Origin of the sequence: Arthrobacter sp. HMWF013 (assembly GCF_003061105.1) — a bacterium.
Lineage (GTDB): Bacteria > Actinomycetota > Actinomycetes > Actinomycetales > Micrococcaceae > Arthrobacter.
Genome location: NZ_QAIQ01000394.1, coordinates 1 through 21294, shown reverse-complemented (window position 1 = coordinate 21294; position 21294 = coordinate 1). Strand labels below are relative to the sequence as shown.

Sequence of the window (21294 nt, the reverse complement as noted above, 5' to 3'; positions counted from 1 at the left end):
TTCCTGGGCAGCACCGCCAACAAGGCCCAAGTACTTCCGTATCTGACCGCCACGGACCCTGTCCGTGTCGGCTCGCCGGTGACGTTCAAGACCAACGTGGTGCTCAGCTATACCAACAACTCCTGGAAGTTCCAGCCGCTGACCCACCTGACCGAAGCCAACAAGGCCACAGTCCAGCCCGCCGACTTTGGTGCCACCCGCACCGAGGCTCCGGCAGCAGTGGGCGGCAACCTGAAGATCGCGTCCTTCAACGTGCTGAACTACTTCCCCACCACCGGCGACACCCTCACCGGCTGCACCTACTACACGGACCGGGATGGCAACCCCATCACGGTCCGCGGCGGCTGTGATGCCCGGGGCGCTGCGAACGCGGAGAACTTCGAGCGCCAGCAGGCCAAGATCGCCGCCGCCATCACCAAGGCCGGCGCCGATGTTGTCACCCTGATGGAGATCGAGAACTCCGCCCAGTTCGGCAAGGACCGCGACGACGCCCTGGCCAAACTCGTGGAGGCCCTCAACATCGCGACGCCCGGCATCTGGGACTACGTCCGCACTCCCGCCAACGCTCCCCCGCTGGCCGACGAGGACATGATCCGCACCGCCTTCATCTACAAAAAAGCCGTTGCAGAACCCGTCGGCGAATCCATCATCCACAACGACACCGTCGCCTTCGCAAGCGCCCGCAAGCCCCTGGCGCAGGTGTTCAAGCCGGTGGGCACAGGGGACGATAAGCAGTTCATCGCCATTGCCAACCACTTCAAGTCCAAGGGGTCCGCGGCAACACCGGAAGATACCGACCAAGGCCAGGGCGCGTCAAACCTCGCCCGCACCGCCCAGGCCACGTCACTGCGGGACTTCGCTGCGCGCCTGCAGGCGGAGAAGGGCACTGACAAGGTCTTCCTGATCGGTGACTTCAATTCCTACGCCAAGGAAGATCCGATGAACGTGCTGGCTGAGGCCGGTTACGTCAACCAGGACGAGAAGGCACGGAACGCCGACGGCACCGCCAAGCACTCCTACCTCTTCGGCGGCCTGGTGGGCTCCCTGGACCACATCCTCGCCTCCCCGGCAGCCAACGCCGTGGTCTCCGGTGCGGACATCTGGAACATCAACTCCGTCGAGTCAGTGGCGCTGGAGTACAGCCGCTACAACAACAACATCACCAACTACTACGTCCCTGACCAGTTCCGCGCCAGTGACCACGATCCCGTGGTGGTTGGACTGGACCTGCCGGCGGGACCGGCCTCTGTTGAGCTGAACTTCCTCGGCATCAACGATTTCCATGGCCGGATCGACGCCAACACCGTCCTCTTCGCCGGGACCATCGAAAAGCTCCGCGCCGCCGCCCCGGGGGCCACGGCCCTGCTGTCCGCGGGAGACAACATCGGCGCCTCGCTGTTCGCCTCGGCTGTCGCCAAGGACCAGCCCACCATCGATGTGCTGAACGCGCTGGAGCTTGGGGCGTCCGCTGTAGGCAACCACGAGTTCGACGGCGGCTGGGCGGACCTGCAGGACCGCGTCATCGCCGGCGGCACCAACGCTCCGTTCCCCTACCTCGGTGCAAACGTCTATAAGAAGGGCACCACCGAACCCGTCCTGCCGGAATACACCGTGCTGGAGATGGACGGGGTCAAGGTTGCCATCATCGGAACCGTCACCCAGGAAGTTCCTTCGCTGGTCACTCCGGCAGGCATTGCGGACCTCGAGTTCGGGGACCCCGTGGACGCCATCAACCGCGTGGCTGCCAAGATCACGGCGGAGAACCTCGCCGATGTGATCATCGTGGAGAACCACGACGGCGCCGGGTCCGGTACGCCGGATGGTGCCACTTTGGAGCAGGAAGTGGCAGCCGGCGGCCCGTTCGCCAAGCTGGTCACCGAAACCTCGGCAGAGGTGGACGCCATCTTCACCGGTCACACGCACAAGGAATACGCCTGGGACGCTCCTGTTCCGGGGGCCGAGGGCAAGACCCGCCCGATCGTGCAGACCGGCAACTACGGCGAGAACATCGGCCAGATCCGGCTCACCGTGGACACAGCCACCAAGGATGTCACCGCCTCCACAGCGGGCAACGTCAAGCGGACCACTGACACCGCAGCAGGGCTGATTGGTGCCTACCCGCGGGTGGCTGCCGTCGACGCCATCGTGAAGAAGGCATTGGCTGACGCCGCAGTGATCGGCGACCAGCCGGTCGGCGCGGTCACCAAGGACATCACCACTGCCTTCACGGCAGACCCCGCGGGTGGGCCCGCGAAGCGTGATGACCGTGCCAGCGAATCCACGCTGGGCAACCTTGTAGCCGACTCACTGCTCGCTTCGCTCCAGCCTGTTGAACTGGGTGGCGCGGAAATCGGCGTGGTCAACCCCGGCGGCCTGCGCAATGAGCTGTACTACGCCCCGGATGGCACCGTCACCTACGCCGAGGCCAACGCGGTCCTGCCGTTTGTTAACAACCTCTGGACCACGTCCCTCACCGGTGCACAGTTCAAGACGCTCCTGGAGCAGCAGTGGCAGACCAACGCTGACGGCACGGTCCCCAGCCGCGCCTACCAGCAGCTGGGCCTGTCCAAGAACGTGAACTACACCTACGACGCGACCCGCGCCGCCGGTGACCGCATCACGTCCATCCGGGTGGGCGGCGCGTTGATCGATCCTGCCGCGTCCTACCGGATCGGCACGTTCAGCTTCCTGGCCACGGGAGGCGACAACTTCCGGATCTTCACGCAGGGTGCCGACACCAAGGATTCAGGGCTGGTGGACCGCGACGCCTGGATCAAGTACCTCCAGGCGAACAGCCCCGTATCGCCGGACTTCGCCCGGCGCACGGTTGCTGTCACCAACACCACGGCTGCTGAGGTCAGGTCCGGAGAGGCCGTCACACTGGCCGTCTCCAAGCTGGATCTGACCTCGCTCGGCAGCCCGGTGAACACCTCGCTGTCCGCGGTGTTCACCGACGCAGCAGGCACGGTGACCCAGCTCGGCAGCATCCCGGTGGCCGCAGGCTCGGCCACCGTGAACGTGCTGGTCCCGGCTGGCGCGGCAGCCGGCACGGGCACTCTGGTGCTCACCGCTGTCGAGTCCGGCACCGTGGTGAAGACGGACGTGTTGGTGGCGGCCACGGTCTACGTCCCGCCCGTCTGCACCGCCCCGGTGCCGCCCACGAAGTGGTACGACTTCGCGGGATGGATCCGTTACAGCATTGCGTGGATCCAGTACCAGAAGTGCCTGCGAGGCTAAGGAGCTTCGCACCAAACCAACGCGGGGTCACTTCACGCCCATTCCGAAGGGAATATCAGGCGTGAAGTGACCCCGCGTTGGTTTAAGCAGGCGGGTTATGCGGGCTGCGGGACCCGGTGCGGGAGCTGGGCCGTCGCTGCTGCGAAGGAGTTGGCCGGGCGGGCCAGCCCGTAGTGCTCGCGGAGGGTCCGTCCGGTGTACTCCTGCCGGAACAGCCCGCGGTCCTGCAGGATGGGCACCACCTGGTCCACGAAGATGTCCAGGCCGGAGGGCAGCACGGGCGGCATGATGTTGAACCCGTCGGCGGCTCCGGACTGGAACCAGTGCGCGATGGCATCGGCCACCTGTTCCGGCGTGCCCGCGAACGTGCGGTGTCCGCGGCCGCCGCCCAGCCGGCCGATGAGCTGCCGGACGGTCAGCTGTTCCTTTCGGGCAAGGTTCACGATCAGTGTGTAGCGGCTCTTGGCCCCTTCAATGTCATCCTCTGAGGGAAGGTCAGCGGGCAATTGGCGGTCCAGTTTCAGGGACTCGGGTGAAACCCGCAGCTGGCCGGCCAACTGGCGCACCGCGTGCTCGGGCAGGATCAGCTCGTCCAGTTCCCGTTCCAGACGGAGGGCTTCGGCCTCCGTGGACGCAATGACCGGAACGATCCCCGGCAGGATCTTGATGGACTGCGGATCCCGGCCCGCCGCCGTCGTCCGCCGTTTCAGGTCGGCATAGAAGTCCTGCGCATCCGCGAGGGTCTGGTGTGCGGTGAAGACGGCCTCGGCATACACGGCCGCGAAGTCCTTGCCGTCCTCCGAGGAGCCCGCCTGGACAATCACGGGGTGCCCCTGCGCCGATCGGGGAACGTCCAAAGCGCCTTCCACCTGGAAATGCTGCCCTTCATGGTTGACCGGGTGCACGCGGGAACTGTCTGCCCACACTCCCGCAGCCTTGTCCCCCACCAGGGCGCCGTCCTCCCAGCTGTCCCAGAGTTTCTTCGCCACATCCAGGAACTCCGCCGCCCGCTGGTACCGCTGCGAGTGGGCGGGCTGGCCGGCCAGGGAAAAATTCCTGGCGGCGGCGTCACCTGCGGTGGTCACCACGTTCCAGCCTGCCCGGCCACCGCTGATGTGGTCCACCGAGGCGAAGCGGCGGGCCAGGTTGTACGGGTCGTTGTATGTGGTGGAGGCTGTGGCAATGAGCCCGATCCGCTCCGTGACTGCCGCTATGGCCGCGAGGAGCACGGTCGGTTCGAGGCTGGTGTACGGCCGCTGGGCCACGTTTCCGTGCAGGACCGGCGAGTCCGCGAAGAAGATCGAGTCCAGCTTTCCGCGCTCTGCGGTCTGCGCCAGCCGTTGGAAATGGGCCACGTCCGTGCCGGAGAAACTGTTGCTCTCCGGCAGCCGCCACGACGCCTCGTGGTGGCCGGTGCTCATCAGAAAGGCGTTCAGGTGCAGCTGCCGCGCCCCGTTCTCCGGCGCGATCACTGGTTCGCTCCTGCTGCTGCAAAAGCGGGGGCCTGGGAGATTTCAGGTACGACGACGGTCTCGGAGTAGGCGGACGAGTCTCCCTTGATGGAGGTGCTGCTGCGGCCATCGACGCCGCGGGGGATGTCGCCGGCGATGGTCACCCGGTTCAGCTGGCGGGGCTGGCCGTCGTAGTTGTCCGGTGCGTAGTGCTGGGTGATGCGGTTGTCGAACAGCACCAGCTGGTCCGGTTCCCAGTTCACGCGGACCACATTCTCAGGCCTGGTCACGTAGGCCTGCAGGAGGCGCAGGATGTCCTTGGATTCGGTGTTGGACAGGCCGACGATCCGGAGGCGCTGGGCGAACCCGCCGATAAACAGCCCGCGCTCGCCGGTCAGCGGGTGGACCCGGACCACGGGATGGGCCGACTCGAAGTGGATGCGGGTGAATTCCTTGCGGCGTTCGTCGGCGTTGGCGTGTTCCAGGTTCCTGGGCACGGAGTAGTCGTAGTCGTTGGTGTGGATGGCCCAGAGGGTGTCGGCGAAATTGCGCAGTTCCCCAGGCAGGTCCTGGTAGGCGCCGGCCGATGACGCGATCAGGGTTTCGCCGCCGTAGCCCGGCAGGGTGATGCTGCGCAGGGTGGAGGCCTGCGGCGGGTTCACGACGAACGTGACGTCCGTGTGCCAGTTGTTGGCACTGCCGTTTTCGCTGTCCACAGGAAGGACCGCGGGCTTGCCGTCCACCGAGGCCACCGTGGGGTGGGCCTTGGTAAGCGGGCCGAAGTGGCTGGCGAAACGGACCTGGTCCTCGTCGGTCCGGACGTTGGCTTCCCTGAAGACGAGGGCCTTGTGGGTGTTCAGGGCCGCGCGGATCTGGGCCACCGTGTCTGCGGACAGGTCGCGGCTGAGGTCCAGGCCGCGGATTTCCGCGCCAATGCGGGCGCTGAGCTTGGTGAACTGGAGCTTGGTTTCGGTAATGACGGTCATTGGAGTTTCCTTTGCAGTTCGGTAAGGCAGTTCAGTACGGCAGTTCGGTTGGGTGGAGGTCAGGAGGTGGAGCCGACGGCGGTGCGCCAGCGGGAGAAGTGCCGTTCCAGGGCCACGAGCAGCGCATTGACTGCCAGCCCCAGCACGGAGACGGTCAGGATTCCGGCATACATGTCCGGGATGAGAAAGCTCATCTGCGAATTGACGATCAGATACCCCAGCCCGGCCTTCGCGCCTACCATTTCGGCAGCGATCAGCACCAGGATGGATGATGTCCCGGCCATCCGGATTCCCGTGAAGATCGTGGGGACCGCTGACGGCAGAATCACTTTCTGGAAGAGCCGGAAGCTGTTCAGGCCCAGGGATTTTGCGGCCCGGATCAGCAGCGGGTCCACGGTCCGGACACCGGCGATGGTGTTGAGCAGGACCGGGAAGAATGCGGCGTAGGCGACGATGGTGATCTTGGATTCCTCTCCGATCCCCAGGAGCAGGGTGAATACCGGCAGCAAGGCCAGAGTGGCTGTGTTCCGGAAAAGCTCCAGCAGCGGATTCAGGAACGAATTCAGCCAGCCGTACCAGGCGATCAACAGCCCCAGCACCACGGCCGAGACAACGGCGATCCCGAACCCGGATACCGAGCGGGTCAGGCTGGCCTGCAGATGGCTCTGCAGCTGTCCGTTCTCTACGAGCCTGGCGCCCGCTGCCAGCACTTCATGCAGCGGCGGGAGAAAAACCCGGGTGGCGGGAGCGGCAAGGTACTGCGGACCCAACTCCCACAGCGCCAGGAACAGGATGACAGCCAGGGATTTCCAGCCGGCCCTCCCGGCGAGGTGGGCAGCGGCACGCAGCCCGGCCGCCGGCGTCGGGCGTTGTCCGCTTTCGGTGCCGGGCCCTCCGGCGTGACCGCCGCCGGACTGCAGGGGAGGGTCGACGGCGGCATCCGCCTCTGATGGTCGGGTCAACACAGTGCTCATCAGGCGGCACTCCTTTCGAGGGGCTGTTCATCGGGGGCGGTGCCGTCCGGGAGGATCTTCCGGTGGCCGGAGTCCTGGGCGAGGCGGACTTCGTCGTGCAACAGGGACCAGACCTGGTGGCGGTGTTCCACGAAGGCGGGGTGTGAGCGGATGTCCGCCTCGCCACCGCGGTCGGGGATGTGGATGTCCACGATTTCCTTGAGCTTTCCGGGGCGGGCGCTGAGCACTGCCACGCGCTGGCCGAGGTAGACCGCTTCGTCGATCCCGTGGGTGATAAAGACGATGGTCTTCCCTGTCGCCTTCCAGATCCGCAGGAGCTCGTCCTGGAGCTGCTCGCGGGTCTGGGCGTCGAGGGCGGCGAAGGGCTCGTCCATCAGGAGTACGTCCGGCTCATAGGCGAGGCTCCTGGCGATGGCCACGCGCTGCTTCATACCGCCGGACAGTTCGTGCGGGTACCGGTCCTCGAAGCCGGCGAGGCCCACGAGGTCCAGGAATTCGCTGGCCTTCGCCGCCCTTTCCTTCCTGGACAGGCCACTGTTCTCTAGACCGATCGAGACGTTGGCCGAGGCTGTGCGCCACGGGAACAGGGCGTATTGCTGGAAAACCACGGCCCGGTCCTGGCCAGGCCCGGTGACTTCCTTACCGTCCACCAGGACCTTCCCGGACGTGGGGCGGGAAAGCCCGGCCAGCAGGTCCAGGAGGGTGGTCTTGCCGGAGCCGCTGGGTCCCACCAGGGTGAGGAACTCACCGGCGGCGACGTCCAGGCTGAGGTCATCGATGGCCGTGAGGACTGAGGGTTCGCTGTGGCGGCGGATGCCGGAGCCCTTGCCCGGCCGGACTGCGAACTCCTTGGTGACGTTCCGGAGGCTGATTTTGGGTGTCATGTCCTATCCTTTCGAGGTTGCAGCAGGCGCCGGGGTTTCCAGCAGGTTGAACTCATTCGTGTAGAGCTTCCCGGTATCCAGTTCGCCGTTGATGATTCCCGCTGATTGCAGGTAGTCGGACCAGCGGGTGAAGTCCCTCTCCTGGATCCGCCCTCCCGGCGATGCCACCCCTACGCTCTTCCAGTACTTCAGCGCCTCGGTGCTCTCGTTCCGGCCGCGTTTGGCGATGATTTCCTCGAACTTGGCGATCACCTGGTCCCGCGGGGTGGTGCGTTCCCACTCGATGGCTTGGGCGACGCCGGTGACCAGCGTGCGGCTGGTTTCGGGGTTCTTCGCCAGGAAGTCGTTCCGGAGGACATACTGGCCGGCATCGAAGGGACCTCCGATGACGCCGACATCGGTAAACAGGGCACGCACGCCACCCTCGGCGAGCGCCCGGTCCTGGAGCACACCACCAAGCGTGCCGACGTCGACCTGCTTCTTCCGGAGTGCCACTTCGGTCTCGTTGGGCGGGACCACCACGAGCTGTACCTGTTTGATTTCCTCAGGAGTCAGGCCGCTGTTCTTCAGGTGGGTATTGATGACCGCTTCGTGGTGGGCGCCCAGGGTGTTAACGGCGATCTTCTTGCCGATCAGGTCCCTGGCGGTCCTGATGGGGCTGCCTTCCTCCACGTAGTACCCGGTGAAGGTGTCTTTGTCCTCGCCGTAGTAGTTGATGACGGCTTTCACCGGTGCTCCGGCCTCGATCAGCTTGATCACGGCGCCGGTGAATGCTCCGCCGATGTCTGTCTGGTCCGTGGCAACCGACTGGATGCTCTGCGGGCCGCTGGTGGTGTTGCTGACCCACTCGAGTTTCACGTCACCGAGATAGCCGAGGTCCTCCGCCACTTCCACCAGGGCTACAGTGTTGGGCGAACCCTGGTAGCGGACCGTCTTTACCTCGGTACCTTGGCTGCCCCCTGACTGCGCCGTTGCAGCGCCGCCACAACCGGTCAGCACAAGGGTGAGTGCCATGGCGGCAGCAGCAGCGGCTGCGATCCGTCCCGCAATGCCTCCTGCAGGGTCTGCGGCCGGGGTTGTTCGTGCGGGCTGGTTTCGGTTTTTCATGGGGGATTCTTTCTGCATTTGTTGGACGGGGCACCGGCTGGACCTGCAACGCCAACCGGCAATGCCGGTCCGGGCCGGCTGGCTCGTGGCAACCACTAGAGCAGAGAAGAATCGGCGGCAGAAGACCCTGGTTCACGGGAAGAAACTGCGGGTCACGCGAGTCCGCGGAGCGTCTTCCGGAGCAATCCGGGACGCAGGGGTCAACGCAGCGTCATCTCCGGCAAGAGTGCACAACACGGCGTAACACGGCGTCAGGGGGAAGGGCTGCGGGACGTCATGAGGGGCAACGCCAAGCCGCAGCCACTCAACATTCCGACGTCGGATGAAATGCCTGGCTACCTGCCACGACTCAGGGGGTTGTCCTGCGGGGCACGGCCGGCCGTGTCGGGGAGGCAAATATTTCTTTCCGGGGCACGCCGGCTCGCCAAAGCAACGCGGGGTCACTCCTCGCCCAATACAAGGGGAATATTGGGCGAGGAGTGACCCCGCGTTGGTTTTCTTGGGGGGGGGTCAGTGGCCGAGGATGGCCCGGGCGATTTCGTCGGCGTCGCGGAGGGTGCGCTGGCCGCTGGGATAGTTGGGGCCGCCCTGCTGGACGGATTCCGCGGCGATGGCTGTTCCCCATTGGGACGCCGAAAGCTGCAGGCCCAGTACGTACAGACCGTCCGGGACTGCACCGTTGGATGCCACCGGCCGGTACGGGTGCGGGGCAACGTCAAGCCCGGTGGACTGCACGGGGGCACCTTCGGCGGTCATCATCAGCCGGGGGCGCACCAGTCCCTCCGCGAGCAGCTGCTCCAGGAGCGGTGAGTCGTTCGCGGATACCCGGTTGGCGGGTGCGAGCGCCTCCACCATCGTCCTTGCCGTGACGGGCGGACCGCCCACCCATGGTGAGAGGGCAGTAAATCGTCCGGTCCGCCGGTCCACGCCGAACCGGGGATCGGGTCCGACAAAACTGACCACCCCCGCACGGGCCAGTGCGGCCAACTGCTCGGAACGGAGGGCCGGGGGCCCGCTGGCGAGGCCCTCCACAAACGACTCAAACCAGCCACGGAGGCCGGCCACCCACGAGGCATCGGTGATGCCGCCGTCGGCCACTGCCGTCTTCAGCACCGCCCGCCCGTGATGCAGCGCACCGATGGCCATCTTCACCGGGTCCTGCTCCCCCAGCGCTGAACGGCGGGCGTCATCAACGAGGTAATCCACGACGGCGGCGTCCAGTTCAGCCCGCGATGCGAAAGAGCGGCCGGCCAGCGGGGAGGCCAGACCCAGCAGATCCAGGCGGTGCCGCGGCCCGATATGCACGGCCAGGACGCTGTCCACCGAGGCCTCCCAGTTAGCGGCGCTGTGGGCGTGGGGACGCAGGGCTTCATCCAGTGCGGCCAGGAACGCGGCGGGGTCCGGGACGGCCCCTTTCTGCGAGCGCACCAGGGTGGAATAGTAGGCCCACAGGGTGTCGCGGTGCAGCAGCGGCCAGAGATCGTGCTCGAAGCCGGGGGTGATCCCGGTTGCCGCGAACCTGGCAAGCGCAGCGTCGGTCAGGTACCGCAGCGTGACCGACGACGGGTAGTAACCGCCCAGCGCCGCCTTGGCCCGGTAGGGAGTGCCACGGCGTGAGGCAGCAATGATCAAGGGCTCCTGACCGGAGGGCTGATACTCGAGCCTGGCTCCGGCGTCGATGAATTTTCCACCCCTGCCCTCGGTGAGCTGCCCCATAACGTCGAAGAAGTTCAGCCCCATCCCCCGGACCAGGACAGGTTCCCCGGCCGGGATGGCGGACCAGTCGACGTCGGCGGGGACAGCAGGCGGGAAGTACTGCAGGCCCAGCCGGCCCGCTGATGACTGCAGCTCACGCTGCTCCGGGTTGAGGCGGGAGCTCAGGTGCCCCAGTGCCAGGACCACGGAATCGACGGTCAGCGAGCCGCCGCCGGCGAGTCCCACGTCGAACGTTCCGGCGGCTGCTGTTGCGCCGCCGGTACCCGTTGGGCGCACCCATTCGGCTTCCGTCTCATGAAAACTGATGGTGACGCCGTCGGGGAGCTGTGCCGTGAGCTCCTCGAGCGTGCAGCGCAGGTAGCGGCCGTACAGCGCCCGGCTGGGAAAGTCGCGGGATCCCAGCGCTGCCAGTTCCGACCGTTCGTCCGGCGTGAGGGAGGGCAGCGGATCGGTTTGTTGGCGGACACGCCAGCGGTCGAACGTCGTGCCGGCGAGGGGTTTGGCCAGCCGGGGGTCCTCCGGAATGACTGTGGGATAGAAGGACTGGGTGTTCATCAGGTACAGCCGGGACTGGTCAGGCTGCCACACATGTCCGGGACCCGCCGGGTAGGGATCGATCACGTCAATGTGGAGAACGGAGCCGGGGTGGGCCGCGGCGTTGGCGAGCAGTCGCTCCAGCACACTGGTTCCCCGGGGGCCGGCGCCGATGATGGCGGTCCGGATGCTCTGCGATTTACCCACGGCATCCAGAGTATCGGCACGCGCCCGTTGTGTTTGACTTGCACGCTGCGCTCAGATGTTGTTTGGATGGGGCGCATGACCACCACAGCAGCTGATCAAGCGCCCGGTTCTTCCTCCGCCCAGACTTCTTCGAACGCCTCCACCGGCGGGGTCGCCCCCGAACCCACCGACGAGAACGTCTGGCTGGAGGAAATCTACGGAGAGGCGCAGCTGGACTGGGTCCGGGAGCAGAACGCCCGCACCGAGGACCTTCTGGAGGACGCCGACTATGCCGGCCTGGAAGGAAGCATCCTGGAGGTGCTGGACTCAACGGACCGGATCGCCATGGTGGGCAAGCGCGGCGACTGGTACTACAACTTCTGGAAGGACCAGGCCAACCCCAAGGGATTGTGGCGCCGGACCACCTGGGACAGCTACGTGACGGACTCCCCCGAATGGGACGTCCTCCTGGACGTTGACGCCCTCGCCGCCGCGGAAGGTGAGGAGTGGGTTTTCCATGGGGCCACCTTCCTGCGCCCGGCCGCCGGGGAACCGTACAGGCTGGCGCTGGTGGCGCTCTCCCCCGACGGCGGCGATGCCAACCGATACCGCGAGTTCGACGTCGGAACCCGCACCTTTGTTGACCCCGCAGCCGGCGGCTTTGACCTCCCGACGGCGAAGGGGAACGTCTCATGGCTGGATGCGGACACGCTGTTGGTTGCCTCCACCGCCGGGGACCTGCCCAAGACCGCCTCGTCCTACGCCCGGACGGCCGTCACGCTGCGGCGCGGCGAGGCGTTGTCCGCTGCTGACCGGTTTTTTGAGGTGGCTGAGGACCACATGATGGCCCTGGCCGCGCATGACTCAACGCCCGGTTTCGAGCGCACGTTCGCGGTGGACTACATCGACTTCTTCAACCGCCGCACCTTTGTCCGGAACGGCGCCGCCCTGGTTGAGATCGACGCACCAACGGATGTGAACCTCAGCGCCCACCGGGAGTGGCTTCTGTTCCGCCCGCAGCGCGACTGGGCTCTGGAAGGCACCACGTACCCCGCCGGTTCGCTGCTCGCGGCAAGGTTCGAGGACTACGTTGCCGGGACGCGGGACATCTCGGTGCTGTTCACCCCGGATGCCCACACCTCACTGCAGTCGTGGAGCTGGACGAGGAATTTCCTGCTGCTGAACCTTTTGCGCGACGTGTCGTCCGAGATCCGGGTGCTGGACCCCACCAGGCCGGGCCAGGCGGCCGACGGTGCGGCCTGGGCGTCCTCGCTGCTGGACGCCTGCCCGCCGCTGCACGACGTCAACGCCTACGCGGTGGATGACGAGGATGAGGGACCGGCCGACGGCGGTGCAGGCGACGATTTCTGGCTGGTCGCCACGGGTTTCACCACGCCCAGCACCCTGATGCGCGGCACTTTGGTCAGGGACGGTGCCGGCGCCCACCGCGCCGAAGAGGCAGACCCCGCCGGCGGTGCGGGTTCCGGGACGGGCGGCGTGGTGAGCAGCCATACCACCGTCAAGTCGTCGCCGTCGTTCTTTGATGACGCCAACTATGAGGTGCAGCAGCACTTCGCGGTGTCCGCAGACGGCACCCGCGTACCCTATTTCCAGGTTGCTTCGCGGGAACTGGTCCTGGACGGGCAGAACCCCACGCAGCTCTCCGGTTATGGTGGTTTTGAGATTTCCAGGACCCCTGCCTACAGCGGGACTGTGGGCAGGGCGTGGCTGGAGCGTCGGACTGGCGCCTCCGGCGGCCCGGGTGTGGCGCTCCATTCCCGTGGCGGAGTCTACGTGGTGGCCAACATCCGGGGCGGCGGCGAATACGGCCCCTCGTGGCACCGGGCAGCCCTGAAGGAGAACCGGCACCGCGCCTTCGAGGACTTCGCGGCAGTGGCGCAGGACCTGATCTCGCGCGGGGTCACGTCCCGTGAACGGCTTGGCTGCGTGGGCGGCTCGAACGGCGGGCTGCTGGTGGGCAACATGCTCACCCGCTACCCGGAACTCTTTGGTGCGGTCTCGTGCGGAGTGCCCCTGCTGGACATGAGGCGGTACACCAAGCTCTCCGCCGGACACTCGTGGATCGCCGAATATGGGGACCCTGATGTGGCTGAGGAATGGGAGTTCATCAAAACCTTTTCGCCCTACCACCTGCTCCGGGACGGGGTGGAGTACCCGGAGACATTCATCTGGACGGCCACGTCCGATGACAGGGTGGGGCCGGTCCAGGCCCGCAAGATGGCTGCCCGGATGGAGGCCATGGGCATTCCCAATGTCTGGTTCCACGAGGCGCTGGAGGGTGGCCACGCCGGTGCCTCGGACAACCGGCAGGCGGCCGCACTCCAGGCACGCAGCCAGCACTTCCTGTGGCGGACTTTGGCTGGCGGGGGCGCCTGACCCCGCTGCCCTTACCAGGGCCACATGGCCGTTTTGCGCTGCATGCCCCGTTCTGCGTATCCTTGGTGGGCTAGGAATAGCAATTGGAGACGTGCCAGAGCGGCCGAATGGGCTTCACTGCTAATGAAGTGTGGGGCACAACTCCACCGGGGGTTCAAATCCCCCCGTCTCCGCGTTTGGCCCCGGTCCTTGACCGGGGCCTTTTGCGTACCCGGGCGTAGTGACCAGAGCTTTTTGCCTCCTTGAGATCCCCGTGCCCGACCGTCCGGCGTGCAGCCAGTCCGGCGTACGGACACGCAGAGCGCACCGTCAGCCCGCAGTGGCAGGATGGTTCAATGGCAGCAAGCAACAGCGCGGACGGGGAAACCGGGACACAGCAGGTCTGGAATCCGCGGCTTGCCCTGCTGGTGGCCGCGACCTTCTTTATGGAGATCCTCGACGGCACCATCCTGACCACTGCCATCCCCAGCATCGCCGCGGACCTGCGCGTGCCCGCCGCCGACGTCAACATCACCATGACCGCCTACCTCATGACGGTGGCCATGGGCATCCCGTTCAGTGGCTGGCTCGCGGAACGGATGGGGGCCCGCCGGGTCTTCTGCCTGGCGATCGCAGTGTTCACCGTGGCGTCGTTGGCCTGTGCCCTGAGCACCGACCTCACCATGCTGACCCTCAGCCGGATCCTGCAGGGCGCCGGCGGGGCCATGATGGTTCCGGTAGGGACGCTGGTGGTGCTCCGCGGAACGCCCAAGTCAGAACTGCTGCGTGCCACGGCCTTCCTGGTGTGGCCCGCACTGCTCGCGCCCGTACTGGCACCCCTGGTGGGTGGAGCGCTGACCACTTATCTCTCCTGGCACTGGATCTTTCTTCTCAATCTGCCCTTGGGTGCGGCCGCCTTCATTGCAGCCCTGCGGCTGGTCCCGGCCGGTGCCGGCGACCGCCAGCGGCGGCTGGACTGGCTGGGCCTGATCCTCACCAGCGCCGGAGTGGGCGCCCTGGTGGTTGGCCTGGAACTGGCCACCGCCCATCCCGACGGGCCGTGGGCAGCCCTGAGCGCAGCTGCCGGTGTGGCGGCGCTGGCGGCCGCCGTGCTGTGGATGCGGCGCGCCAGAACACCGCTCTTTGACCTCACCGTCTTTTCCACCCGGACCTTCCGTGCCATGGCCACCGGCGGGTTTGTGTACCGGCTGACCATATCCTCGGTGCCCTTCCTCCTGCCGCTGATGTTCCAGGCCGGTTTCGGCTGGTCGCCGCTGCACGCTGGAATCATGGTGGCCGCGGTTTTCGTCGGCAACATCGGCATCAAACCGGCCACTACCCCGCTCATCCGGCGCTTCGGCTTCCGGGCAATGCTCGTCTTCGGTTCGCTTGCCTCGGCTGTGACATTCGCCGCCTGCGCACTGCTCACCCCTGATACACCGGAAGTCCTGATCTTCGTGCTGCTGGTCTTCAGCGGGGCTTTCCGTTCAATCGGGTTCTCCGCCTACGCCTCGGTGCAGTACGCGGACATCGTGCCCGCCCAGCTCACCTCCGCCAACACAGTGTCCGCCACCCTGGTCCAGCTGGCTGCGGGTGCCGGCATTGCCGTGGGCGCGCTCCTGATCCGCATTTTCGACGGCGTGGGGGCCTTCCCTGCCGATCCGGCCGGTCCGTACCGTGGGGCGTTCCTGACCATGGCCGTCCTGATGCTCCTCAGCACGGCGGACAGCCTGGCCCTGCACCGGCATGCCGGTGCGGCGGTCAGCCGGCCTGGCCAAGAACCAGCGGAAGAACAGCCCCCGCCCCCGCCCGCCGCAGGGCGCGTCCAGCCACGGTAACTGTCCAGCGGCTGTCCACGAGGTCATCGATGAGCATCACGCCCTGACCGTCCAGGGCAGCCAACGCAGCCTCCAGCTCCGGGCCCACCACCACACGGTCCCAGACTCCGGCCAAACGGTACGCGCTGTTGCCGCCACGGCTTCCCGTTGGTCCGCCGTGGCCGAGGTCCAGCTCCCCCAGGTAAGGCATCCTGCCGATTTCCGAGATCCCCCGGGCAAGCGAGCGGACCAGTTCAGGTTTGCTGCGTGAGGGCATGCTGACGATTGCGGCCGGCCTGCCTGCCCCGCTCCAGCCCGGGTTTCGGCCAACAGGAGTTGCCCATTCGCGCAGGACCTGGACGCACGCCTGCAGCATGGCCGGATCGACCTGGCGGTCCTCGGCCCCGGCAGCGAAAATTTCGCGCATTGCCCCGCCCCAGCCCAGATCGGTGAGCCTGGCCAGCACGCGGCCGTCTGTCAGGGATTCGTCGGGCTTGATCTTGCCTTTGACCGGAACGCCCAGGCGGTCCATGCCGCTGGGCCACTGCAGGCGCGCCTCCAGGACGCCCCCGGCGCGGCTGAGGGTCTGCCCGGCCGCCGCGGTGGCGTCCTCGGCGATGTCCGCAGGGAACCAGCGGCCGGCACAGTTGTCGCACCGTCCGCAGGCGTGCGCCGTCTCGTCATCCAGCACCGAGGTGATGTACTCCATGCGGCAACCGGCGGTGTCCTGGTAGATCACCATGGAGTCCTGTTCGTCCACGCGGGCTTCGGCGATCCGGCGGTAGCGTTCAGCATCGTAGAACCAGGGCTGGCCGGTGGACCGCCAGCCGCCGCCGACGCGTTCAACGGCACCGTCCACGGCCAGGACCTTGAGCAGCAGTTCCAGCGGCGTGCGGCGCAGGTCAACCCGCGCCTCCAGGGCAACCGTTGACACGGCCGTGCCGGCGTCAGCCAAGGCGGTCAGCACGGCGCTGGCCTTCTCCTCGGAGGGCATCGAAGCTGTCGCGAAGTACTGCCAGATATCGCGGTCCTCGGATCCGGGCAACAGCAGCACGTCTGCGTTTGCCGCGCCACGGCCCGCACGCCCCACCTGCTGGTAATAAGCCACCGGGGAAGACGGAGCCCCCAGGTGGACCACGAACCCAAGATCCGGCTTGTCGAAGCCCATTCCCAGGGCGGAGGTGGCCACGAGTGCCTTCACCTGGTTGTCCTTGAGGAGTTGCTCAGCCCGTTCGCGGTCGGCAGGATCGGTCCGGCCCGTGTAGGCCTGCACTTCGTGCCCCGCTTCGGCGAGGAGCCGCGCCGTATCTTCGGCTGCGGAGACGGTCAGGGTGTAGATGATGCCGCTGCCGGGGAGGTCTGCCAGATGGGTCAGGAGCCAGCCCAGCCGTTCCCTGGAGTTGGGCAGTGCCAGGACGCCCAGGCGCAGGGAGTCGCGGCCGAGGGTGCCGCGGATGGTCAGGACACCGGCGCCCAGCTGTTCCTCGATATCGTGGACCACGCGCGAATTGGCCGTTGCAGTGGTGGCCAGCACGGGAACCGAGTCCGGCAGTTGCGTGATGAGGTCCGCAATCCGGCGGTAGTCCGGCCGGAAATCGTGGCCCCAGTCGGAAATGCAGTGCGCCTCATCAATGACCAGCAGGCCGGTCCGGCGGATGAGCTCCGGCAGCTGGTTTTCCCGGAACGAGGGGTTGGTGAGCCGTTCCGGCGAGACCAGCAGCACGTCAACCTCATCCGCTGCGAGCTGTTCCCGGACAGTGTCCCATTCCAGCTGGTTGGCGGAGTTGATGGCCACGGCCCGGACACCGGCGCGGGCGGCGGCGGCGACCTGGTCCCGCATCAGGGCAAGAAGCGGCGAGACGATCAGGGTGGGGCCGGCACCGCGGCGCCGGAGCAACAGGGAGGCCACAAAATACACGGCCGATTTGCCCCAACCGGTGCGCTGGACCACCAAAGCCCGCCGGCCGCCGTCGACCAGTGCTTCGATCGCTTCAAACTGCCCGTCATGGAAGTCCGCTTCCGGATGCCCAACGAGTTCGCGGAGGACTGCCAATGCCTGGGTCTTTGTGGAACCGGGGTCAGGAGCTGCAGCGGAGCGAAGGGCGGTGTTCTGGGTATCGGCCATTGATTCAGTATCCCAGCCCCCACTGACAGCCGGGACCCGGAGGCTCCCTTTGTGGATATGGTGCGGGCAACACTTCCCCTCCACAGGCACCTGTCCGCTTCCACGTAAGATAAGACCCGTGACTAGCGAACAGACAAAGACTTTTGACCTTTCGGCATCCTTCAAGGCCTACGACGTCCGGGGAATCGTGGGTGATTCCATCACCGCCGAAATCGTCGAGGCCGTCGGTGCTGCGTTCGTTGATGTCCTTAAGCTGGAAGGCCAGACTGTCCTCGTGGGCGGCGACATGCGCCCGTCCTCCCCCGAATTCAGCAAAGCGTTCGCAGACGGTGCCGCCACCCGCGGAGCCAACGTCCAGCTGCTGGACCTGATCTCCACCGACGAACTCTACTTCGCGTGCGGATCACTGAATGCGGCCGGCGCAACGTTCACCGCCAGCCACAACCCCGCTGAGTACAACGGGATCAAGATGTCCAAGCCGGGCGCGCAGCCCATCTCCTCTGAATCCGGGCTCAAGGAAATCCAGGCACTCGCCGAGCACTACCTCAACACCGGCTCCATCCCGGCAGCCCCCACCCGCGGCCTGATCGGCGTCCACGACGTCCTGAAGGACTACGCCGTGTACCTGCGCAAGCTGGTGGATCTCTCCGGCTCCCGCCCGCTGAAGGTCGTCGTCGACGCCGGCAACGGCATGGCCGGCCTCACCACCCCGGCGGTCCTGGGCGATTCCCTCCTGCACAAGCTTCCGTTCGAGATCATCCCCCTCTACTTCGAGCTGGACGGTTCATTCCCCAACCACCCGGCGAACCCCCTCGAGCCGGAGAACCTCCGTGATTTGCAGGCCGCTGTCCTCGCCCACGGCGCCGATATCGGGCTGGCTTTCGACGGCGACGCCGACCGTTGCTTCGTCATCGACGAAAAGGGTGAGCCCGTTTCGCCGTCGGCCATCACCGGCATGGTGGCGCGCCGCGAAATTGCCCGCGCCCAGGCACAGGGTGAGGCGAGGCCCACCATCATCCACAATCTGCTCACCTCCCGCGCAGTGCCGGAGCTTGTAGAGCACGACGGCGGCCGTGCGGTCCGCACGCGCGTGGGCCACTCCTTCATCAAGGCAGTCATGGCAGAGGAAGGCGCGGTGTTCGGCGGCGAGCACTCTGCCCACTTCTACTTCCGCGACTTCTGGAACGCAGACACCGGCATGCTGGCCGCCATGCACGTCCTGGCTGCTCTGGGGGAACAGGACGGCCCGCTGTCCGAGCTCGGCCGCGAGTACGAGCCCTACGTTTCCTCCGGCGAGGTCAACTCCGAGATCGAGGACAAGGCAGGGGCCGTTGAGCGGGTCCGCGCAGATTTCGCCGCGGAGGACATCACCATTGACACCATGGACGGCAGCACGTTCACGGCAAACGACGGCAGCTACTGGTTCAACCTGCGCCCTTCCAACACCGAGCCCTTCCTCCGCCTGAACGTGGAAGCAACGGACCGTCCCACCATGGAACGCGTGCGCGACCGCGTGCTTTCCAATGTCCGGCGCTAAACCGCACGTGGACGGCAACGCCACCACCGGCCCAGAGGCAACCCCGGGGGAAAGCTCTTCCTGGCGGGACAGCGTCCCGGAAGCCACGGCCACGGACCTGGAAAACCTGCTCGGCACGGGCATCGGCGCGGCCCAGGAACAGCTGCAGCGGAACGGCGGGTTCCTGCCGTTCGCGCTGGTGGTGGAGAACGATGGTGAAGTCCGCCTGATGGCCGTCACCCCCGCTGATGCCAAGGACGGTTCGGACGCAGACTTCGACGCCGATTCGATGATCAGCGACCTCACCGAACTGCTCCGCCAGAACAGGGCTGAGTTCCGAGCCGCGGCGGTGGTCTGCGACATCCTCCTGGTGGAGGAGGACTCGGACGCCATCCATGTGGCCACCGAGCACCGTGACGGTTCCCTTTTTGCGGCCGTCCTGCCTTACAAACCCAACACAGAATCCCACGAATGGGAGTTCGGCCAGCTGGCAGCTGATTCCAACGAACCCGCCATCTGGGTGGACTAGACCTCCGCTAGGTTGATGACATGAGACTCAATGCCTTCGCGGACGTCAGCCTGCGGGCCATGATGGTGCTGGCGGCAGCACCGGACAGCAACCTGCTGACGACGCAGAGCATCGCCAACGCAGTGGGCACCCCGTACAACCACGTCAGCAAGGCCATGGCCAGGCTCCGTGAGCTGGGCATGATTGACGTCGAGCGGGGACGGAACGGCGGCTCGCGGCTCAACGCGGCCGGCCGCGCGGCAACGGTGGGCCAGTTGCTGCGGCTCTTGAACACCCGCGCAGACCCGGCCGACTGCCACACCCTGAATGGCGAATGCCCGCTCATCAACGAGTGCAGGCTGCGCGGCGCCCTGGCCCGCGCCCGGGAAGCGTTCTACCAGGAGCTCGATCCGCTGGTCATTGCCGAACTCCCCAGCTACCGGCAGATGGCGCCGGTCTTTGCCATGATCGGCTTGCGGCCCGGTTTGTAGGCTCCGCCAAAGCCCACCACGTCACCGATTTGATTCGAAATTCTACAAGGTGTAGAACTTGGATATGAATACTTGTATTTCGTATACGAGTATTGAATCCGGCCGGATGAAAGCCCCGGTCCCTACATCAGGAGTACATATGCTCTCGGACAAGTCCCGCCCAGTCATTGAGGCAACGCTGCCGTTCGTCGGTTCCCGGATCGGAGCCATCACCCCCAAGTTCTACGCCCGGCTGTTCGCCGCCCACCCCGGACTGCTGGACGGCCTCTTCTCCCGTTCCAACCAGCGCTCGGGCAACCAGCAGCAGGCCCTGGCCGGAAGCATCGCCGCCTTCGCCACCCACCTGGTCAACAACCCGGGCACCCTCCCGGAGCAGGTCCTCTCCCGGATCGCCCACAAACATGCCTCCCTCGGCATCACCGAACCCCAGTACCAGGTGGTCTACGAGCACCTGTTCGCCGCCATCGCCGAGGACCTCGCGGAGGTCATCACCCCGGAAATCGCCGAAGCCTGGACCGAGGTGTACTGGCTGATGGCCGACGCCCTCATCAAAATCGAAAAGGGTCTCTACGCCGCCCAGGCCAACGATAAAATGTGGATGCCCTGGCGCGTGGCTGCCAAGACGCCAGCGGGAACCGGTGCCATGACGTTCACCCTTGAACCGGCGGACGACACTCCCGTCACCCCCGCCCTGCCCGGACAGTACGTCAGCGTCAAGGTCCAGCTTCCGGACGGCCTGCGCCAGGTCCGCCAGTACTCCCTGTCGGACGACGCCGGCCTCGGCAGGACCTTCACCACCAAGCTCGACGACGACGGCGAGGTGTCCCCGGTGCTGCACAACGGCGTCGAGGTCGGCGACATCCTGGAGATCTCCAACCCGTACGGCGAGATCGTCCTCAAGGACGGCGAGGGCCCCGTGGTGCTGGCGTCAGCAGGCATCGGCTGCACACCCACCGCGTCCATCCTGCGGTCCCTGGCGGAGTCGGGTTCAGGTCGGCAGGTGCTGGTGCTGCACGCCGAAAGCACGCTGGAAAGCTGGGCGCTGCGCGGCCAGATGACGGACGACGTCGACCGCCTGGACGGTGCCGAACTCAAGTTGTGGCTCGAAAAGCCGGCCGCCGGGTCCTACGAAGGATTTATGTCCCTGCGCGAAGTGGATCTTCCGGCCGACGCCTCGCTGTACCTGTGCGGGCCGCTGCCGTTTATGAAGAACATCCGCAACGAGGCCATCAACGCCGGCATCCCCGCCACCAGGATCCACTACGAGGTGTTCGGCCCCGACATCTGGCTCGCGAGCTAGATATATTGGTGGGCCCACGCCGGCAGGGTTCCCTGGCCGAGCTTGCGAGGCCAGGGGGCCGGCGGGGAAGGACGACGGCCCCGCAC

At 66.4% G+C, this 21294-nt stretch carries 14 protein-coding genes and 1 tRNA gene; 8 read left to right on the top strand and 7 right to left on the bottom strand.

From position 1 onward, the window contains the following. The coding region (locus tag DBR22_RS14670) for an ExeM/NucH family extracellular endonuclease (RefSeq protein WP_108599628.1) at nt 1-3237 on the top strand (3237 nt) is incomplete at its 5' end. A gap of 95 nt (nt 3238-3332) precedes the next feature. Here the strand turns inward: DBR22_RS14670 and DBR22_RS14665 are convergent. From DBR22_RS14665 to DBR22_RS14640, 6 genes are all read right to left on the bottom strand, one after another. Next, the gene (locus DBR22_RS14665; RefSeq protein ID WP_258229219.1) at nt 3333-4709 is read right to left on the bottom strand and encodes an LLM class flavin-dependent oxidoreductase; all 1377 of its coding nucleotides are present in this window, start codon (nt 4707-4709) and stop codon (nt 3333-3335) included. After that, nucleotides 4706-5674, bottom strand: a complete 969-nt coding sequence (locus DBR22_RS14660; RefSeq protein WP_108599627.1) for a TauD/TfdA dioxygenase family protein — start codon at nt 5672-5674, stop codon at nt 4706-4708. The genes DBR22_RS14665 and DBR22_RS14660 overlap by 4 nt, the downstream gene beginning before the upstream one ends. Nucleotides 5675-5733: 59 nt before the next feature. Then, nucleotides 5734-6648, bottom strand: coding sequence for an ABC transporter permease (locus DBR22_RS14655; protein WP_108599626.1), 915 nt, complete (start codon nt 6646-6648; stop codon nt 5734-5736). Further along, nucleotides 6648-7532 (bottom strand): ABC transporter ATP-binding protein, encoded by an 885-nt coding sequence (locus DBR22_RS14650; protein ID WP_108599625.1) that lies wholly within the window; start codon nt 7530-7532, stop codon nt 6648-6650. Before DBR22_RS14650 ends, DBR22_RS14655 begins: the two co-directional genes overlap by 1 nt. Before the next feature lie 3 nt (nt 7533-7535). Then, on the bottom strand, nt 7536-8639 hold the full coding sequence (locus DBR22_RS14645; RefSeq protein WP_258229218.1) for an ABC transporter substrate-binding protein: 1104 nt from the start codon (nt 8637-8639) through the stop codon (nt 7536-7538). Nucleotides 8640-9149: 510 nt separating this feature from the next. Then, entirely contained in the window at nt 9150-11096 is a 1947-nt protein-coding gene (locus tag DBR22_RS14640; protein WP_108599624.1) for an FAD/NAD(P)-binding protein, read from the bottom strand. A 75-nt stretch (nt 11097-11171) separates the two neighbouring features. On the opposite strand from DBR22_RS14640, the gene DBR22_RS14635 reads away from it, so the two are divergent. The 3 genes from DBR22_RS14635 (at nt 11172) to DBR22_RS14625 (ending at nt 15289) form a co-directional block, all read left to right on the top strand. Then, the gene (locus DBR22_RS14635) at nt 11172-13472 is read left to right on the top strand and encodes a prolyl oligopeptidase family serine peptidase (protein WP_108599623.1); all 2301 of its coding nucleotides are present in this window, start codon (nt 11172-11174) and stop codon (nt 13470-13472) included. 85 nt (nt 13473-13557) lie between these two features. Next, nucleotides 13558-13645: transfer RNA gene (locus DBR22_RS14630), tRNA-Ser, on the top strand. Between the two features lie 162 nt (nt 13646-13807). Continuing rightward, nucleotides 13808-15289 (top strand): MFS transporter, encoded by a 1482-nt coding sequence (locus tag DBR22_RS14625; protein WP_108599622.1) that lies wholly within the window; start codon nt 13808-13810, stop codon nt 15287-15289. Here the strand turns inward: DBR22_RS14625 and DBR22_RS14620 are convergent. Then, entirely contained in the window at nt 15213-17393 is a 2181-nt protein-coding gene (locus tag DBR22_RS14620) for a RecQ family ATP-dependent DNA helicase (RefSeq protein ID WP_108599621.1), read from the bottom strand. The two genes, DBR22_RS14625 and DBR22_RS14620, sit on opposite strands and share 77 nt — an antisense overlap. A 118-nt stretch (nt 17394-17511) precedes the next feature. Between DBR22_RS14620 and DBR22_RS14615 the strand changes: the two genes are divergently transcribed. The 4 genes from DBR22_RS14615 (at nt 17512) to DBR22_RS14600 (ending at nt 21208) form a co-directional block, all read left to right on the top strand. Beyond that, nucleotides 17512-18930, top strand: coding sequence for a phosphomannomutase/phosphoglucomutase (locus DBR22_RS14615; RefSeq protein ID WP_108599620.1), 1419 nt, complete (start codon nt 17512-17514; stop codon nt 18928-18930). Continuing rightward, entirely contained in the window at nt 18917-19438 is a 522-nt protein-coding gene (locus DBR22_RS14610; protein WP_258229217.1) for a hypothetical protein, read from the top strand. Before DBR22_RS14615 ends, DBR22_RS14610 begins: the two co-directional genes overlap by 14 nt. 20 nt (nt 19439-19458) lie before the next feature. After that, the gene (locus DBR22_RS14605; protein ID WP_108599619.1) at nt 19459-19908 is read left to right on the top strand and encodes an RrF2 family transcriptional regulator; all 450 of its coding nucleotides are present in this window, start codon (nt 19459-19461) and stop codon (nt 19906-19908) included. Between the two features lie 139 nt (nt 19909-20047). Then, on the top strand, nt 20048-21208 hold the full coding sequence (locus DBR22_RS14600) for a globin domain-containing protein (protein ID WP_108599618.1): 1161 nt from the start codon (nt 20048-20050) through the stop codon (nt 21206-21208). The last annotated feature ends 86 nt before the right edge of the window (nt 21209-21294 follow it).

Excerpts from the sequence above, each read along its gene's own strand:
- DBR22_RS14660 (WP_108599627.1), bottom strand. The coding sequence starts at position 5,674 with ATGACCGTCATTACCGAAACCAAGCTCCAGTTCACCAAGCTCAGCGCC.
- DBR22_RS14655 (WP_108599626.1), bottom strand. The coding sequence starts at position 6,648 with ATGAGCACTGTGTTGACCCGACCATCAGAGGCGGATGCCGCCGTCGAC.
- DBR22_RS14650 (WP_108599625.1), bottom strand. The coding sequence starts at position 7,532 with ATGACACCCAAAATCAGCCTCCGGAACGTCACCAAGGAGTTCGCAGTC.
- DBR22_RS14645 (WP_258229218.1), bottom strand. The coding sequence starts at position 8,639 with ATGAAAAACCGAAACCAGCCCGCACGAACAACCCCGGCCGCAGACCCT.
- DBR22_RS14635 (WP_108599623.1), top strand. The coding sequence starts at position 11,172 with ATGACCACCACAGCAGCTGATCAAGCGCCCGGTTCTTCCTCCGCCCAG.
- DBR22_RS14625 (WP_108599622.1), top strand. The coding sequence starts at position 13,808 with ATGGCAGCAAGCAACAGCGCGGACGGGGAAACCGGGACACAGCAGGTC.
- DBR22_RS14620 (WP_108599621.1), bottom strand. The coding sequence starts at position 17,393 with ATGGCCGATACCCAGAACACCGCCCTTCGCTCCGCTGCAGCTCCTGAC.
- DBR22_RS14610 (WP_258229217.1), top strand. The coding sequence starts at position 18,917 with ATGTCCGGCGCTAAACCGCACGTGGACGGCAACGCCACCACCGGCCCA.
- DBR22_RS14605 (WP_108599619.1), top strand. The coding sequence starts at position 19,459 with ATGAGACTCAATGCCTTCGCGGACGTCAGCCTGCGGGCCATGATGGTG.
- DBR22_RS14600 (WP_108599618.1), top strand. The coding sequence starts at position 20,048 with ATGCTCTCGGACAAGTCCCGCCCAGTCATTGAGGCAACGCTGCCGTTC.